The sequence below is a fragment of the Photobacterium sp. GB-1 genome (assembly GCF_003026165.1).
Taxonomy (GTDB): Bacteria; Pseudomonadota; Gammaproteobacteria; order Enterobacterales; family Vibrionaceae; genus Photobacterium.
The window spans coordinates 329,675-345,907 of the sequence record NZ_PYOB01000003.1; the positions used below are offsets into that span (position 1 = coordinate 329,675).

The following is a 16,233-nucleotide window of genomic DNA, read 5'->3' on the forward strand; positions in this document are numbered from 1 at the left end:
CCAAACGTCACTTGTTTGTTATTTATTGGCAGTTTTTTTGTTTCATCAATAAACGTAGTGCTTTATTTTTATATTTAAATTCTTTTTTAGCTTTCTCTGATGCAACGTTTAAGATCATTTTAGAACGCTTTTCTAAGCTTTCTAGTTTCGTTTTTAAGCCTTCACAAGGTATAACACTGTATTGATTCTTATACTGTTTCACACTTTGAGCCTCAGAAGGGAAAGAGATAAGTAAAAAAATCGAAATTAATGAGCTAATGACACACATTTTCATGATAAATACTCCTTTCTATGGCGTATTATATTTCATAAGTGTTAATTACTAGTATTAAGTTTTACAATAAATGTGAGGTAAGCAGTTATTTTATAAAATACATAAGGTTATCAATTACATTACCGACTCGGAACTACACCTTTTAAATCATCATCAGTACGTCTATCGTAGCGTTGGGTTGTCGTAATACTACTATGTCCCATAAATTTACTGACTAATAATAAGTCGTAACCTGAACGCAAAAGATTAGTTGCCACTGAATGTCGAAAATCATGGGGTGAAACAATACGAGAAAAACCTAACATATTGAGTTTTTTACACAAATCATTAAGTGTTTGTGTTGTTAAACGCATATAAGTCAATGTTTGGTAACGATTAATAGTGCAAAATAATGCAGGTAAATTCGGGTTAAAATCTTGCAAACGAATGGCTAGCCATTTTTCCATCGCGTTATATAAATCACTATTTCGAGAGAAAGGAACATAGCGCTCCTTATTACCTTTACCAACAACACGTAGCTGGCACCGATCCATATCAATATCAAAGGTATTTATATTGACCACTTCTGCTCGCCGTAAACCTGCCTCATACATTAACCAAAAAATAGCATTATCTCTCAATGCCTTAGTTTCATTCTTTTGATTAAGCGTAATAGCTGAAATATGATCTAATTCATTATAGCTAAGGTATCTGCCACTGGATTGACGAGATCCCCTCGGTAATTTAATTGCTTTTATACGTTCTAAATTTTCAACTGAGATCAACTCAGCGAGCCAGGCATGTTGAGCTACACCGCGTAACATGCGAAGTAAATTATCAGCAGTTGCTGGCGCATAGGCTTTTTTTTGATCGCTTATTTGGTTATCTATTCGATCACTTAAAAACGATTGCATCGTTGATTGAAGAATAGGGGCATATAAAATACCAGTCCAATCAAAACGCTCAATACAACTTCGAATACAAAAACAACTAAAGGCCTCTAACATCACTTTTGATTGTTTTGATAATTCAAACGCATAGTGCTGAGGTAAAATCGGTTGAAGCCAACCACTTTCTATCGTTGAGTTTTTAAAACTTCCAAGATCAAAAACTGCGACACGATCTTTAAATTCAACAACACGAGAGGCAGGTAAGTTTTGATTATCTCTAAGAAATTTAGCTACATTCAATAAAGCGTTAAGTAATGGCTTTACTTGTAAGTTCTTTATTGGCTCATTCGCACTAAAGTAATGATTTTTCATTTTAGCTTTTTGTTTAGCGCGAGCAATCAGAAATGACTTAACTGCATCAATCAGCTTTTCTTGATTATTAAATAGTTCAATCCAATCAATGAGTTGGAAGCTATCTCCCAATACATAGCGTGCAAGCCTTTCAAGTGAATAACGCGCATTAGCTTGACCGCCGGTGGTGTCAGTCGCTGATAATGAATACACATAAGATAACGCAGGATTAGTCGAAGCATAATTTATATGATTAATGCGTTCTGCTAATTGTGTTTGCTGACGTAACGATGTGGTTCTTAAACTCGCGGCTCTTGGATCGATAGGGAATTTGTTCTGCATTACATAAGTTATTTTAGATCTGCTATAAGAGATATTATATAAGACTGATATTTAATTACTATATAAATCGGTTAGTTAGTCGAAAGATCTGGATCATCAACAAAGATATACTGACTGTTATTAACCCCTTTTTTTTGTTGGTATTTTAAATAAATTAAGAGATTAACCTACGAATTATTGATTCATAAAAGTGTTACACTGTCACGTATGGGTTGTAAACTTAATACGCTGAATTAGAAAGTTATTACTTATAATTAAAGTTAATGGAGATAAAAGGATGTAGGTATGAACTTGTTAAAGAGAGCTATTTGGCTTTGTTGCCTTTTTTCTACTTCAGTAAGTGCAACGAATATCTATCTCAAGCAATTTAATGAAATAGATATGAGCCTTAACAATTTAGTGTTAGATATAAGTTGCGGAAAGTTACCATCAATATCGTTTACGGGTGATGAACTCGAAATGGTGATGTTACAAGTGAATGATGCGACACTTAAATTATATTCTACAGATAAAGATAACCCTAAGGTTAACATTACGGCTCGTGTTATTGTTTCTAAACCTTTGAATAAAATTGATATCGCTAATCACGCAAAGGTAAATATTGATGGCTGTGCCCTAGATGAAACTACATTCACCGCTAATGTATCGAATAAAAGTTATGCCGAACTTCACGGTTCAACAACGAATCTCGATATAACTGCAACAGACAATTCGCATGTGAAGGTCGGTATTGTTGCTGAAAAAGTTATCGTTAATGCCTTTCAATCATCATCTATTGAGATCAATAAACCCATTGGAGTTTTAAAATTATCACTCGCCACTGATTCTTTATTTTCTTTAACATCAGGCGTTAACCTTGTTGAATTAAACATGAAAGAGGAGTCAATTGCCACTATGTGCAATACGGCGAACAGTACAATACATGGTTCTATGGAAGATGATTCATCAATCACAATAAATAAAGCTGCTGATTCAACAATTGTCGCTAGTGACAATAGTAAAATAACGTATTGTTATCAGAACTGACGTTTTATAGTAAATATGTAATGGTAGTCTTAATTTGATAGGGGTCGATCATGACAATACAAACAGTCACATTTTCATTTAATAACAAGCTTTCCATCGCGGAAAATATAATCGAATATGTACAAAGCCATGAAGATAAATTTTCACCCGCTTTGTTCACTAAACATGATCAACAAGATCTTCGATATCAATTTGCAACAGCTAGCCTACATGTTGATATGGTAGAAATGGCACAAGATTCAAATAGTGGTGTGATCAGCGTAAGTTACGGCATTCATTTTTTCTGGCCCTGTAATAACCAAGATGAAATTGATCACTATAAAGAAACACTAAACTTTGTAATAAGAGAGGAGAAAGTAACGATTGAACTCGTTGAACATGAACCATGGATTGTGCTGTAAACAAAAACAGCCACTCAGAAGAATGGCTGTTTTAGATAGCATCTAATTATTCGTCACTCTCAAAACCAAATACACGATCTTGGATATACACCATATCGCAATCAGTTTTGTATAAAACACTATGTATTCTGTTCGCTTGAATATAACCCGTTTGGCCTGCAGTTAGCGTCATTTCATCACCATCTTTAGCGAGTTCACCATCTTTCTTGACGTAAAATTGAATAACAATTTCACCTTTAACAATGATCGACATGTCATCATTAGGATGATGATGGGGTGCTTCAAACGTACCAGCTTCCCATCGTTCAAGTAAAGCTGTTACACAGTTTTCATTCTTTTCATCTGTATCTCGGAAACTAAAACCTGGCATATCAGGTTCTTTTGTAAAATCAGACCAGATGTTTTTAGAAACAAAATCACTCATAATAAAACCATATAACTATTTGAAGATATAGTTATTATAGGTGAAGAAAGTTATTTTATAGATAGCCAAAAAAGAAAGATAAAAAACCAAATTGACGTGCTACAAAATCAGATTAAGAATCTTATATCTTAATTAATACATATCGTGATCGTTGTATAACCAATCGTCTGCTTCATCAAACATGTCCTGTAGCAATGCTTCAACGCGTTCTTTATCATCGGCAAAACCACCAAGCACTGTGAGATTATTTCCACCACCAAGACGAACACGAATATTTGCATCCGGCCAGTTCATTAATACTCTTCTGTTAAATTCATCATCAATCTTTGAAAAATGAGCATCAGATAGGTTGAGTTTATTAAGCATTAATTCAATACGCATATAGTAATTACATCCAACTGTATATAACAACACTGATTTTATAAACAGTAGTAACTAACATCAATTCAAGATTTAAATCGTTGTAATTAGTTGTATTCATTAATACTGTTGCCCAATAACAACAGAGATCTTTGTCACATCTTTAATGATAGTTAATCAAAATAACGTTCATTTGATACTGTCATAACGCCATTTATTAACCCACACTGAAAAAGCGATTAGCATTTCAATAAAAATAATTTACAGCTTAAACAATAAGTATCAAAAATAAATATTTTAAACGAAATTTGGAACTTATTGTTATTCCTTTTTGTCAAAATAGTTCTATCATTATTCCAACAGCAAATAATAGGATATAAAAAATGACAACTTTCACATTACATAGCCAAGACATTGTAGAAGGCCAATTAAAAGACAAGCGCTTTTCATTTAACAGCTTCGGACACGACGGTGATAACGTTTCTCCGCAGCTATCATGGGAAAACGCACCTGAAGGAACAAAAAGTTTTGCAATAACTTGTTTTGATCCAGACGCCCCAACAGAAAGCGGATTTTGGCACTGGCAAGTGATCAATATCCCAGCATCGACTACATCACTTGAGCAGGGCGCATCAGGCAAACTTGCGGCTGGTTTAGAGATGCGTAATGACTATGGGTTTAACGGTTACGGCGGCGCTTGTCCTCCTGAAGGTCACGGTATGCATCGTTACCAATTTACAGTATGGGCACTGCCAGTAGAAAAACTTGAAGTGCCAGATGATGCATCATGTGCATTAGTTAGCTTTATGCTAAACGCAACAGCATTGGGCAAATCAACGATTACCCCAACATATGTTCGATAAATAACGCTTATATTAATAATCATTGAGATAAACCTTGTGTCTATTTATTGTGTATCATCAATAACCAGTCACAAGGTTTATATAAAAAAAACATGTCAGGCATAATCAAACTTAATTATTATAATGGTAATCGACCGCAGCACCTGCGTAATGTACCGATTATTTACCCTTCCATTTTCTGGATTCAACAGGGTAATAAACAATTGCATTGGCAAAATGACTGGATCACCTTCAATAGCAATAACTGGTTATTGGCACATGGCAATACATCATTGACCTTTATCAATACCCCTAACCAAACCCAATTTTTCTCAACCCAACTGAGTTTTTTGATCCGACCAACGGATGAGCAAATTCAACGGTCGCAAGAAAATCAGAAAGACGGTTTAACACCTGAATATAGCCTAGATGGAACGGCGAAATACTTATGGCAAAGTATAATAACAATGCCGAAGGATATTCAGCCCAACGTGCAAACACATATCGTTAATGCATTATTTGAGCATCTTGCTAACAATGGTTATCTTCATCAGTTATTTTCAATGCGAAATTTAAGCTGGCGAGACAAGTTAACCCAATATTTTAATGATGATCCCAAAGCCAATCATTCAATTGAATCGGTCTGTGATCATTTCGGATTAAGTAAATCGACATTAATTAGGCGCTTAAAAGACGAGAATACCCAATTTAGGGATGTATTAGCAGAACTGAGAATGGGTTATGCATTAAGCTTATTGCAAACTAAGCCATATTCACAAATAGAGCTTGCGCATTTATGTGGTTACAAATCAGAAGCCCGATTTGCACAACGTTTTCAACATCAATTTGGTCTGAGCCTAAAACAATATCAAAAAACATTTGAATACCACCATTAAGATAAATACCATTCTTTTATTTTAGCGATAATGGTATTTATCTTTATATTCAATAATATCAATCCATTAACGGATAAATAATGTCTCTAATTGAAGGGCAATGGCATCCGCTAATTGGTGCGTTGAAATGTTACGTTCTATAGTATGCAGTGGCATATTGCCAGACTCTACCACACTTAACCAATCAGAAATCATCGCATCAAACCCTTTGGTTGCTAACATTGGCATCCAATCTTCTGATGTTAAAATTCTTTCTTCATTATTTAGCCAGCGTTGACCACGCATAAAAGAAGTAAATTGGTAAGACTGGTTATGATAAGTGGCAGAAACACATTCATTGGTAATGCCGTTTAAACGATTCATCGAAGCATGTAGCAGACATTGTCCTGCTTGCCATTGCACATCAACACGTGAAAGCTGATCACCAAACATTTGATGAGTAACATAAACATCATCGAGTGTCGATTTAGTATTTAAGTTAACGCTATCAAGTGCATGAATAAAATCATCAAAGATAAAGGTGTGAATATCACCAACCAGATTATGGCGATTTTTCTCCCAACGCAGTGAATGTAATTCACCAATATTTCCGGAAGCTAACTCTGGTAGATGTTTGTTAAATAGAGGGATATGACGACGGTTAAAACCAACATAAAGTGGGGTGTTATGTTGTTCTGCAAGCTCGTAAAGACGTTCAACGTGCTCTGCATTATCAACTAACGGTTTATCAACAAACGTAGGAATACCTTGCTTTATACACCAATGCGCTATGTCATAGTGACTACGTGTTGCAGCATGGATCATCACCGCATCTATATTCTTTTTATTTAATTGGCGGTAATCATCAAAACAACAAGTGACATTATGCTTATCAGCTAATGCATTTAAAACGGTAGGGTTGCGTGTACAAAAAATTAACTCTACATTTTTCAGTTGCGTCATAATTGGAAGATACGCTTTCTGTGCAATATCACCTAGCCCAACAATTCCTATTCGCATTTTTAACCCTTAACGTATTGGTTTTATGAACCGAAATGCTTTATATCTCAAAGAAGCTGAAGCTAGGCTTAAGACATTCACTTTAACGGTGTTTATTTTCCGAACTCTCTTGGCTTAAAGTAGGATCATCATACTTTTTCATTTTCTCATTAAATTTGTCTTCTCGTTTATGATAGATAGATTGTAATGAAATTAAACAGATAATGCAGCTTGCCACACATTTTAAAAGGGAAATAATAATGCAATGGGGCAGTGTGGTTGTCCGATGTAATGTTAAGTAAAATAACTCACAAGTATAAACAATAGTAGATACTAACGACGCGTAAAAAAAGATTTTGTTTGTTGCTATGGGCATCTTCACAATAATAACTCTGTTTAATATGCTTCTATCTATAAAACGTAACATAATACCCCTTAAGAATAACAGCGATTGAGAAAATATTTTATAAATTAATTACATAGAGTGATGATTTTATACATTAAGGCCATTTTTTGAACTAAAATTAGTCCGAACAACATTCAAATGCTAAACAACCGTTAGTAATATTTTGAATTACTAGACCAATATAGAATGTAAGCTTATGTTTATATAAATAGCCTAATTGCCAATGGCTGAACGATATACCTAATGAAGCTAATCAGAAAAGGGATGAAATTGAACACAAATGCGTTAACATGGTTATGAAACATCTTACAGCATGGGGCATTCACCAAGCGATTAAGCCCTAGCATCATTAAAATACTCACAGAGCTCAATCTTGGTGTAGGCTTTACTCTGTATCCTATCATTCTATTAGAATGAGGGGATTATCAATAAAATTAGCAACATAAAACATTAGTAAAAGCGATGAGATCAAATAGATTGATAAATTGAGATCATAGTTTCCGAAATATAACCGTTTTATTTAGCACATTAATCATGTTCAATACGCAATAATATTATTTATAGATTATTCTATTTACACAGTTTTTGGGATAGCACATGCTTTCAATATTCAACGCTGCAGAAATGTTCGCACTTATTCTTACTCTCGCGACCTTAATAACAGGTGTTATTTTCGCGCTAGATAAGTTCGTGTGGCAACCTAAACGAGAAGGGGTTAAACAGGAGAACACAGGTTGGGTTGCTCAAGCACGCTCAATGTTTCCGGTGTTATTTGCTATTTTAATTATTCGATCATTTATTATCGAACCTTTTCAAATTCCAAGTGGCTCTATGCAGCCGACATTAGTACCTGGTGATTTTATTGGGGTAGAAAAGTTCGCCTACGGCCTACGCGATCCTATTTTCCACAAAACATTAATACCAACAGGTAAGCCACAACGTGGTGACATAGCAGTATTTATTGATCCATCAAATCCGAAAATTGATTTAATCAAACGCGTGGTTGGTTTACCGGGTGATACTATTATTTACCAAAACAAAACCCTTTATATCAAACCAGCTTGTAACGGACAGAAAGTATGTCCAGTAGCAAAAGAAGTACCAAAACAATATGTTGGCTTAACTAATTTCACTGAATTAGGTACACAGCTAAACGAGTATAAAGAAGAACTGGGTAAGGTGACTCACCACATTCTGCGTGATCCAACTTTACCAGAGCAAATTAATCGTTATTACCAACAGCCAGGTCAACCAATGGGTGTATGGGTAGTGCCAAAGGGTCATTACTTTGCAATGGGTGACAACCGAGATAATAGCTTAGATAGCCGTTACTGGGGCTTTATGCCAGAGCAGAACTTAGTAGGTAAAGCGACCTTCATTTGGATTAGCTTTACTTTCAACCATAACCCAGACTCAATGTGGCCACATTGGTTACCTAATGGTGTTCGCTTCAACCGTATCGGTAGCATTCATTAGAACGATAACCAAACAATAAGATAAAACCAGAAAAACCGACATGCTAACAACATGTCGGTTTTTTTATTAGTCTGTAATATTTTGAATCAGATTATACTTATCTGACTCTTTCTTCGTTACCCAGTGCTCGCCACTTGCTGGTGCAGAATCTAGCGTGTACATGTAGAAATCGACACCTTTATTCCTAGCTCTTACAGGTTGTGCTGCACAGACAGGTATTGTTACACCGAAAGAGAATTCTTATACAGTAGAAGCGACTGGCAGCAGTGCGCAAGAAGCAAAACAAATTGCAAATGCGACGGCAAAAAAGACATGTAAAGATTTAGGTAAATCCTTCTATGTGATTTCTGAACAGAGTAATTTCGATCATGCCGTTGATGAGAAAACCACTGAGCTTGCAAACACGGCGAGCAAGTTTTTCTTAGGTGGTGATGTATTAAACTCTGAACATAAAGTTATGATGGAATTTAACTGTAAGTAACTAGCTTCTATAAAATATGGTTCCAATAGGGCATATACCTCTGCGTGTATGTCCTTTTTTATGTTTTAAGCACTAGTACAATTAGCGTTGTAAATCACTTAGTATCAACGCTTTCCTTTAAAGCCCTACAATAATTGCCGATATATATCCCTGATTTTAGTTGGTTTTTGTCATACACCGACTTAGCTATACTGCGCAAGTTTTAAACTCACTATTATAAATAGAATACATAAAGCACTGGATTTACGCTCCAGCTCGCAGAAGGAAAAAACATGTCTCAATACGTTGTATGTGCGCTGTATAAATTTGTCGCATTAGATAACTACCAAGAAATTCGCCAACCATTAACTGAATTGCTCGAAGCCAATCACATTCGTGGCACACTGCTTCTTGCTAGTGAAGGGATAAACGGCACCGTAGCAGGTAAACGAGAATCTATTGATGCGTTACTAGCTTGGTTTAAACAAGATCCGCGCTTAGCCGACGTTGTTTATAAAGAATCATTTAATGCAGAGCAGCCATTTAACCGCACCAAAGTAAAACTTAAGAAAGAAATCGTTACTATGGGTGTGGAGGGGATCGATCCTCGTCACGTGGTGGGAACCTACGTAAAACCTAACGAATGGAACGCATTAATTTCAGATCCTGATGTTGTTCTGGTTGATACCCGTAACGATTACGAAGTCGATATTGGTACATTCAAAAACGCCGTAAATCCAAATACAGAAACCTTCCGTGAATTCCCGCAATACGTAAAAGACAACCTCGATCCTAACAAACACAAAAAGGTTGCGATGTTCTGTACTGGCGGCATTCGTTGTGAAAAATCAACTGCATACATGAAAGAGCAAGGGTTTGAAGAAGTCTATCACCTTGAAGGTGGCATTCTTAAATACCTTGAAGAAGTCCCACAAGAAGAAAGCATGTGGGAAGGTGACTGCTATGTGTTTGATGGGCGAGTTGCTGTTAACCACCAACTAGAAAAAAGCGATTACGATGTGTGTAATGCCTGTCGATTGCCAATCACACAAGAAGAGCAATTATCAGAGCATTTTGAAAAAGGCGTAAGTTGTCCAAAATGTATTGATAAACACAGCGAAGAGCAAAAAGCCCGTTTCCGTGAACGTGAAAAACAAGTGCAATTAGCGAATGCACGTGGTGAAACCCATGTCGGCGGTGATGCTGCTCAACTAATAGAGCAACGTAAAAAAGCCAAACTTGCCCATAAAGAGCAGCAACGAGCGGCTAAAAAGTAAGATAAAACAATATCTGCTTTCAAATGATAAAACACAAAAGGAATAGACATTTTTAACTAGAAAGAGTTATTTGTGTTTATTCCCTTTTTATTAATGCAGTTTATGTGTTGATATTTCACCTAATGTTATATGCATACAGTCAATCAATAGTCAGCTAGATACTCTTCATATAACTACAAATAATACAGTATTCAGTTTCCATCCCTAATCTATTCATATACTTGCCGATCTACAAGTGGGTGGGAAAAATGCTTCCACAACGGAATGAGTATCAACGTATTATCCGCTACAGGGGATAACACAATAATATCCTCTATAGCGGATAAATTGTAAATATCCGCTATAAGGGATATACTTTAAATATCCTTTATAGCGGATAATTTAAAGTGGGAACCATGCAAATCACATCAGCTAAAATGCTCGCCAATGCAGTACGAGATCAACGTAAAGCCCAAAGCAGAACCCAAAGTGATACAGCTAAACTGGTCGGTATTAAACAAACCACCGTATCTGCGTTCGAAAATAACCCAGAAAGTACCAAGCTAGAAACACTTTTTAAATTACTCGCCGCATTAGATCTAGAGCTGCATGTTCAACCGCGTAACACAAACAGCGAACCACACACCAGACAACAGAAATGGAATGAGGAGTGGTAAACATGGATGTGTTAACGGTTGCAATGAATGGGATCTTAGTCGGCAGCTTAACCAAAGCAAGCTCTGGTGCGATATCGTTTCAATATGATCCAACATGGTTATCACGAGCAGGAGCCCGTGCGATCTCACTTTCTATGCCGTTACGCCACGATGCTTATCATGGTGATATTCCTTACAACTTCTTCGATAACTTATTGCCTGATAACGAAGAAATTCGCAGCCGTATTCAATCTCGATTTCAAGCGGCTACCAAACGCCCCTTTGATCTATTAAGTAAAATAGGCGGCGATTGTGTTGGTGCTATTCAGCTTTATTCACCACAACATAGCCTACAGGATGTAAGGCAAATACAAGCAGAGCCATTAACCGAATCTCGAATGGCACAGGTATTACGAGGTTATCAAAGTGATGCGCCACTCGGCATGCTAGATGATATGGACGACTTTCGTATCTCTATAGCCGGCGCACAGGAAAAAACGGGCTTGTTATGGTATCAAAATCAGTGGCATTTACCGTTAGGTTCGACCCCAACCAGCCATATTCTAAAGTTACCAATCGGGATCTTACCGCACAAAAACATAGACTTAAGCGATAGCTGTGAAAACGAATGGTTATGTTTAAAAATCGCGGCAGCATTTGGCTTTGAAGTGAACGATGCCAGCATCATCAATGTTGAAGATGTAAAAGCATTAGCGTTAACGCGCTTTGATCGTCGATGGTCACAAGACGGCAGTTGGTTAATGCGTTTACCCCAAGAAGACATGTGCCAAGCGTTAGGTGTTGCGCCGGCATTAAAATATGAATCGGACGGTGGGCCAAACATTGCCAGTATCATGCAATTTCTATTAGGTTCACGAACATCAACCCAAGATCGAGAAGTGTTTTTCAAAGCACAGATCTTGTTTTGGTTGTTAGCAGCCATTGATGGACACGGTAAAAACTTTAGCTTATTTCTAGAACCTGAAAGCCGTTACAGCATGACACCGCTATACGACATTATTTCTGCTTATCCTTTAATGGATTCAAACAGCATACCGAAACAGAAAGCCAAAATGGCAATGGCATTAACGGGCACCAAGAAATATTACAAATGGCAAACCATTCAGCCTCGGCATTTTTTAAGTACAGCCAAAGCGGTTGGATTTTCTACCCAGCGTGCCAATGAATTAATGACTGAAATGAAAAACCAAGCGCCAAGTGCGATAGAAAAAGTCCGACAGCAATTGCCCAACGATTTTCCTACTGATATTAGTGAATCGATATTTAACGGGGTATTAAAGCAAGCAGGGCGATTGGCATAAAAACAAGTATAAACAAGGCATAAGCAAACAACCCATGCCTTAAATACGCTTGCTTTAAATACTCTTGCTTTAAATACTCGGGCCTTAATACTTATGCCTTCAGAATTAGGGCTTAATTAGCAAAGAGTAGGATAGTCGGTATAACCGTGATCATTACCGCCAAATAGCGTCGCGCCATCCAGTTCTGCTAATGGTTGTTGGTGCTGTAGGCGTGAGACAAAATCAGGATTAGCCACAAACGGACGACCAAACGCTACCAAATCTGCATAGCCTTTATTAAGCACTTCATCCGCACGCGCTTGCGTATAACTACCTGCAACAATGATCGTATTAGTGAAATACTCACGCAGATCAATTCTAAACTGCTCGGGGATCACTGGCGCATCATCCCAATCCGCTTCTGATAAATGCAGGTAACCAATGTCACGGGCTTGAAGTTGTTTTGCTGCCTCTAAAATAGTCGGCACAATATCAGGGCAATTCATATCTTTAAAAGTGATGAAGGGCGCAAGTCGAACACCCACTTTGTTAGCACCAATGATATTACTAACAGCATCAACAACTTCTAGTAAAAAGCGAATACGATTTTCTCTAGTGACACCGTAACTATCTGTACGATGATTAGAGTTAGTACGCAAGAACTGATCGATAAGATAACCATTACCACCGTGAATTTCGACACCATCGAATCCCGCATCAATGGCGCGTTTTGCAGCATAAGCAAAATCTGCGATAACCCGATCAATATCTGCTTGTGTCATAGCTCTTGGTTCAACACAATCGACCATGTTGCCATTGCCTTGTTCATCTGCAATCCACACCTTGGTTTCAACAGGTTTAAGTGCCGATGGCGCAATCGGCTTCTCACCATTTTGGAATACAGGGTGAGACACACGACCTACATGCCATAGCTGACAAAACATCGCCGCGCCGTTTTTATGTACCGCTTGTGTTACCGAATTCCAACCCGATACTTGCTCATCGGTATAAACACCAGGCGTAAACGAATAGCCTTGCGAATCATCCGAAATCTGCGTCGCTTCAGAGATAATTAATCCAGCACTGGCACGTTGTTGGTAATAACTCGCCATCATCGTGTTTGGAACATTACCCGGCTGACTACTACGCGCACGTGTCATCGGTGCCATAACAATACGGTTTTGTAGATTCAATTCGTTAAGCTGTGTTGATTCAAAAAGCTTGCTCATTATCGACACCTTATTTAAGTAGTGGTACGTGGGTTTTAACGCTGACTGATTCCATCCAATCTTTTACTGTGTTGTCCCACTTGATCTCAGGCGCACTAAAGAACCCACGTAAAATAGAGAACATAATCGCGCCATCAATCAAACGAACAGCTTGGCTCGTTTCTAACTGCAAGATCGTTTTTGCTTGCTTAATAAGAGACTCAACGTCATTAGCGATATTCACGATATCTTGCAATAACGCATCAAAATTTAGCTCGTCTGATTCTTTCTTTGCTCGCCAAGCTTGTCGGGCAGAAACCGTTTCAAACTCAGGTAACGCCATGTTTGACCAACGTGGATAGCCGATTTTTTGTAATGGAAGAAACGCGTTTTTTTGCCAATCAAACACAGCCTTAGAAATATCAATTGTCTCGCTAGACTGCGCTAACTCAATGAAATACTGAATAATATCTAAGCTTTCTGCTAAGGCTTCGCCATCATCTTTAATCAAAAGAGGCACTTGCTTAGTACCGATGAGCGCATTTGTGGTTTTGTCGTCATCATAAGCAATACACGTTACTGTCAGTGGGATATTCAACATTCCAGCCACATAACGGACGCGAGCACTAAAAGGGCAATGTTCATAAATATAAAGCTTCATCGTTATTTCCTATCTAGCTATTTTTGTTTTGATGGCGTCAGTATATTCATTGGATAGAATTTGATAATTGGGGTAAATTTAAAAAGATTATTCGGCTGAGCTGAACAATAAACAAAAGGAGAGGGCATGGATAAGTTTTCTGATATGACGTTATTTATCAGTATCGTTAAAAATCAAGGCATGGCCACAGCAGGCAGAGAGTTAGGTTTATCTCCCGCAACGGTAACAGCTAGGCTGCAAGCATTAGAAGATCGCTACGGTGTTAAGCTACTTAATCGCAGTACTAGGCATATCTCTTTAACTGAATCTGGTGCGCTGTATCATCAAGCCTGTTTAGAGATCATCGATAGCGTAAAAGAGACAGAAAACTTACTTCAAACCGGTAGCCAAGAAGTACGAGGGACGCTAAAGATCTCGGCGCCACGAGACATAGGCAAACAATACATCTCACCAATCATCTCGGCATTTTGCGAACGATACCCAGACGTAGTGCCGTACTTATATTTAGACGATAAGCTCACCAACTTAGCAGAATCGGGGATTGATATTGTGATACGTTACGGTGAACTGGCAGACAGTAACCTTATCTCTCGTAAACTTGCAGCCAGCAGGCGAGTGTTATGTGCAACGCCCGAATACTTGGCAAAAAAAGGCACGCCCGTTACACCGCAAGATCTCGCCGATCACCATTGTTTAGCCATGATCCGCAGTAATGAAGAACTGAAAACATGGCACTTTACAGACGACAACCAACAAACAGTGATAACCCTAGTACCCAAACGCTTTTCAGATGATGGCGAAGTGATCCGCCAATGGGCATTAGATGGAGCAGGCATTGCGTTAAAATCGATATTAGATATTCAGCACGACATACAAGAGCAACGATTGGTGACAGTACTTGATGGTTACATGAAGAACTTCAATGCATCGATATCTTCAGCCAGTGCGGACTTAAACGTGATTTACCAAAGCCGCCAGTATCAACCTAAACGGCTTCGATTGTTTATTGAGTTCTTGTTAGAGCGATTTGGTGAAAGGTTGTGAGAGTAATTTTGCTAATAAAGGTACTAATATGTAGTATTTGCAAAAAACAAATATAGATATTAGATAAATGACCTTATTTATCATTAGCATAGAATGCCGTATAAAGCGGTAATAAAGTATAAACAAAATTTAACTATGCTGCTTTTATAAGGTCTTTTATTTCATCCTTATTTTTTTTACATAAATCAGCAGCTGAAACCCCTTTAAAAATACTTAATCTATCACTGAACTCTATAAGTGACTGAGCATGATTATTACAAGGTTCGTCAAACTGGTCGAGTAATTCATTTAACTTTAACTCTTCAGTGATTGTATAACATGTGTCCTCGTCTATAACTTGTATGTAAACTAAAACTGGAGGTATGAGCTCTAATTTACTCCAAATATAACTATTTCGATTTCTATCCAATTCTACATTTTGGCGAATTGTCATCAAACGAGTTACATCATCTAATTCGCGATTTAGAAGATCATAAAACTTCAAATCTTTTAAATCACAAATTCGTGTCCAGTCGAAAATAGCAGCTTTGATATTTGAATCTAATTTGCTTTCATGATTCAAAAAAGCATTTAGTTGAATAAGTAAAGTCCGAACAGTCCAATCAACTTTCTCTTTTCCATCATCAGATAAGATAATGCTGATTGCATAAGGAACTGTTACTTTCTCTGCCATTAGTTCATCTAAATGTTTAATATGACAATCAATTAAGTGATCTATTCGAGTTATTTTATGTTGCTTGGTACTCTCATTTATTGATATGAACAACAAACTAACACTGATAAGGGTAACAACTGGCATTGCCATATTAGTAAAGTTTTGGGTCAGAGCATTAAAACTTTCCAAATTTAGACCAAAAACAGGAAGATTAATAATTATTAAATAAGTAGCTATAAAAACTACAAATATCACAAATGATAGAGTAACTAATAAACTAGGCTTTAATTTTCTTAGTATTGATCTTGATAATTTCATAGTCATGTTTGTTATATTTATTATATAGG

General features: G+C 37.2%; 18 protein-coding genes. 10 read left to right on the forward strand and 8 right to left on the reverse strand.

Going from position 1 to position 16,233, the window contains the following annotated elements:
* Nucleotides 1-22 precede the first annotated feature (22 nt).
* Together C9J45_RS05855 and C9J45_RS05860 are read right to left on the reverse strand one after the other, a co-directional pair.
* Complete coding sequence (locus tag C9J45_RS05855) at nt 23-274, reverse strand: hypothetical protein (protein ID WP_107207151.1); 252 nt, start codon at nt 272-274, stop codon at nt 23-25.
* A 119-nt stretch (nt 275-393) separates the two neighbouring features.
* Nucleotides 394-1,836 carry a tyrosine-type recombinase/integrase gene (locus C9J45_RS05860; protein ID WP_107247397.1) on the reverse strand — a complete coding sequence of 481 codons (1,443 nt, stop codon included), beginning with the start codon at nt 1,834-1,836 and terminating at the stop codon, nt 394-396.
* A 285-nt stretch (nt 1,837-2,121) separates the two neighbouring features.
* Here C9J45_RS05860 and C9J45_RS05865 point away from each other — a divergent pair, with 285 nt between their 5' ends.
* Both C9J45_RS05865 and C9J45_RS05870 read left to right on the forward strand, forming a co-directional pair.
* On the forward strand, nt 2,122-2,862 hold the full coding sequence (locus C9J45_RS05865) for a GIN domain-containing protein (RefSeq protein ID WP_107292283.1): 741 nt from the start codon (nt 2,122-2,124) through the stop codon (nt 2,860-2,862).
* Nucleotides 2,863-2,912: 50 nt separating this feature from the next.
* Nucleotides 2,913-3,263 carry a hypothetical protein gene (locus C9J45_RS05870; RefSeq protein ID WP_107207148.1) on the forward strand — a complete coding sequence of 117 codons (351 nt, stop codon included), beginning with the start codon at nt 2,913-2,915 and terminating at the stop codon, nt 3,261-3,263.
* A gap of 46 nt (nt 3,264-3,309) precedes the next feature.
* Here the strand turns inward: C9J45_RS05870 and C9J45_RS05875 are convergent, their stop codons facing one another.
* Both C9J45_RS05875 and C9J45_RS05880 read right to left on the reverse strand, forming a co-directional pair.
* A complete protein-coding gene (locus C9J45_RS05875; RefSeq protein WP_107207147.1) occupies nt 3,310-3,687 on the reverse strand; it encodes a cupin domain-containing protein in 378 nt (125 codons plus the stop codon).
* A 132-nt stretch (nt 3,688-3,819) separates the two neighbouring features.
* On the reverse strand, nt 3,820-4,068 hold the full coding sequence (locus tag C9J45_RS05880) for a DinI-like family protein (protein WP_107207146.1): 249 nt from the start codon (nt 4,066-4,068) through the stop codon (nt 3,820-3,822).
* 362 nt (nt 4,069-4,430) lie between these two features.
* Here C9J45_RS05880 and C9J45_RS05885 point away from each other — a divergent pair, with 362 nt between their 5' ends.
* On the forward strand, nt 4,431-4,910 hold the full coding sequence (locus tag C9J45_RS05885; RefSeq protein ID WP_107207145.1) for a YbhB/YbcL family Raf kinase inhibitor-like protein: 480 nt from the start codon (nt 4,431-4,433) through the stop codon (nt 4,908-4,910).
* A 92-nt stretch (nt 4,911-5,002) separates the two neighbouring features.
* Nucleotides 5,003-5,785 carry a helix-turn-helix transcriptional regulator gene (locus tag C9J45_RS05890; protein WP_107207144.1) on the forward strand — a complete coding sequence of 261 codons (783 nt, stop codon included), beginning with the start codon at nt 5,003-5,005 and terminating at the stop codon, nt 5,783-5,785.
* A 66-nt stretch (nt 5,786-5,851) separates the two neighbouring features.
* Here the strand turns inward: C9J45_RS05890 and C9J45_RS05895 are convergent, their stop codons facing one another.
* Nucleotides 5,852-6,784 carry a Gfo/Idh/MocA family protein gene (locus C9J45_RS05895; protein ID WP_107207143.1) on the reverse strand — a complete coding sequence of 311 codons (933 nt, stop codon included), beginning with the start codon at nt 6,782-6,784 and terminating at the stop codon, nt 5,852-5,854.
* Between the two features lie 982 nt (nt 6,785-7,766).
* On the opposite strand from C9J45_RS05895, the gene lepB reads away from it, so the two are divergent.
* From lepB to C9J45_RS05920, 5 genes are all read left to right on the forward strand, one after another.
* The gene (gene lepB, locus C9J45_RS05900) at nt 7,767-8,645 is read left to right on the forward strand and encodes a signal peptidase I (protein WP_107207142.1); all 879 of its coding nucleotides are present in this window, start codon (nt 7,767-7,769) and stop codon (nt 8,643-8,645) included.
* Between the two features lie 340 nt (nt 8,646-8,985).
* The gene (locus C9J45_RS21730; RefSeq protein WP_233217639.1) at nt 8,986-9,126 is read left to right on the forward strand and encodes a hypothetical protein; all 141 of its coding nucleotides are present in this window, start codon (nt 8,986-8,988) and stop codon (nt 9,124-9,126) included.
* A gap of 272 nt (nt 9,127-9,398) precedes the next feature.
* Nucleotides 9,399-10,382, forward strand: a complete 984-nt coding sequence (locus C9J45_RS05910; RefSeq protein ID WP_045127444.1) for a rhodanese-related sulfurtransferase — start codon at nt 9,399-9,401, stop codon at nt 10,380-10,382.
* A gap of 395 nt (nt 10,383-10,777) precedes the next feature.
* The gene (locus C9J45_RS05915; RefSeq protein ID WP_107292284.1) at nt 10,778-11,038 is read left to right on the forward strand and encodes a helix-turn-helix domain-containing protein; all 261 of its coding nucleotides are present in this window, start codon (nt 10,778-10,780) and stop codon (nt 11,036-11,038) included.
* Between the two features lie 2 nt (nt 11,039-11,040).
* The gene (locus C9J45_RS05920; protein WP_107207140.1) at nt 11,041-12,339 is read left to right on the forward strand and encodes a type II toxin-antitoxin system HipA family toxin; all 1,299 of its coding nucleotides are present in this window, start codon (nt 11,041-11,043) and stop codon (nt 12,337-12,339) included.
* A gap of 116 nt (nt 12,340-12,455) precedes the next feature.
* Here the strand turns inward: C9J45_RS05920 and C9J45_RS05925 are convergent, their stop codons facing one another.
* Both C9J45_RS05925 and C9J45_RS05930 read right to left on the reverse strand, forming a co-directional pair.
* The gene (locus C9J45_RS05925; protein WP_107292285.1) at nt 12,456-13,547 is read right to left on the reverse strand and encodes an alkene reductase; all 1,092 of its coding nucleotides are present in this window, start codon (nt 13,545-13,547) and stop codon (nt 12,456-12,458) included.
* 10 nt (nt 13,548-13,557) lie between these two features.
* Nucleotides 13,558-14,187, reverse strand: a complete 630-nt coding sequence (locus C9J45_RS05930; RefSeq protein WP_107292286.1) for a GrxB family glutaredoxin — start codon at nt 14,185-14,187, stop codon at nt 13,558-13,560.
* A gap of 126 nt (nt 14,188-14,313) precedes the next feature.
* On the opposite strand from C9J45_RS05930, the gene C9J45_RS05935 reads away from it, so the two are divergent.
* The gene (locus tag C9J45_RS05935) at nt 14,314-15,231 is read left to right on the forward strand and encodes a LysR family transcriptional regulator (protein WP_107292287.1); all 918 of its coding nucleotides are present in this window, start codon (nt 14,314-14,316) and stop codon (nt 15,229-15,231) included.
* Nucleotides 15,232-15,364: 133 nt separating this feature from the next.
* Here the strand turns inward: C9J45_RS05935 and C9J45_RS05940 are convergent.
* Nucleotides 15,365-16,233, reverse strand: an 869-nt coding sequence (locus C9J45_RS05940; RefSeq protein WP_233217640.1) for a hypothetical protein, incomplete at its 5' end; no start/stop codon positions are given.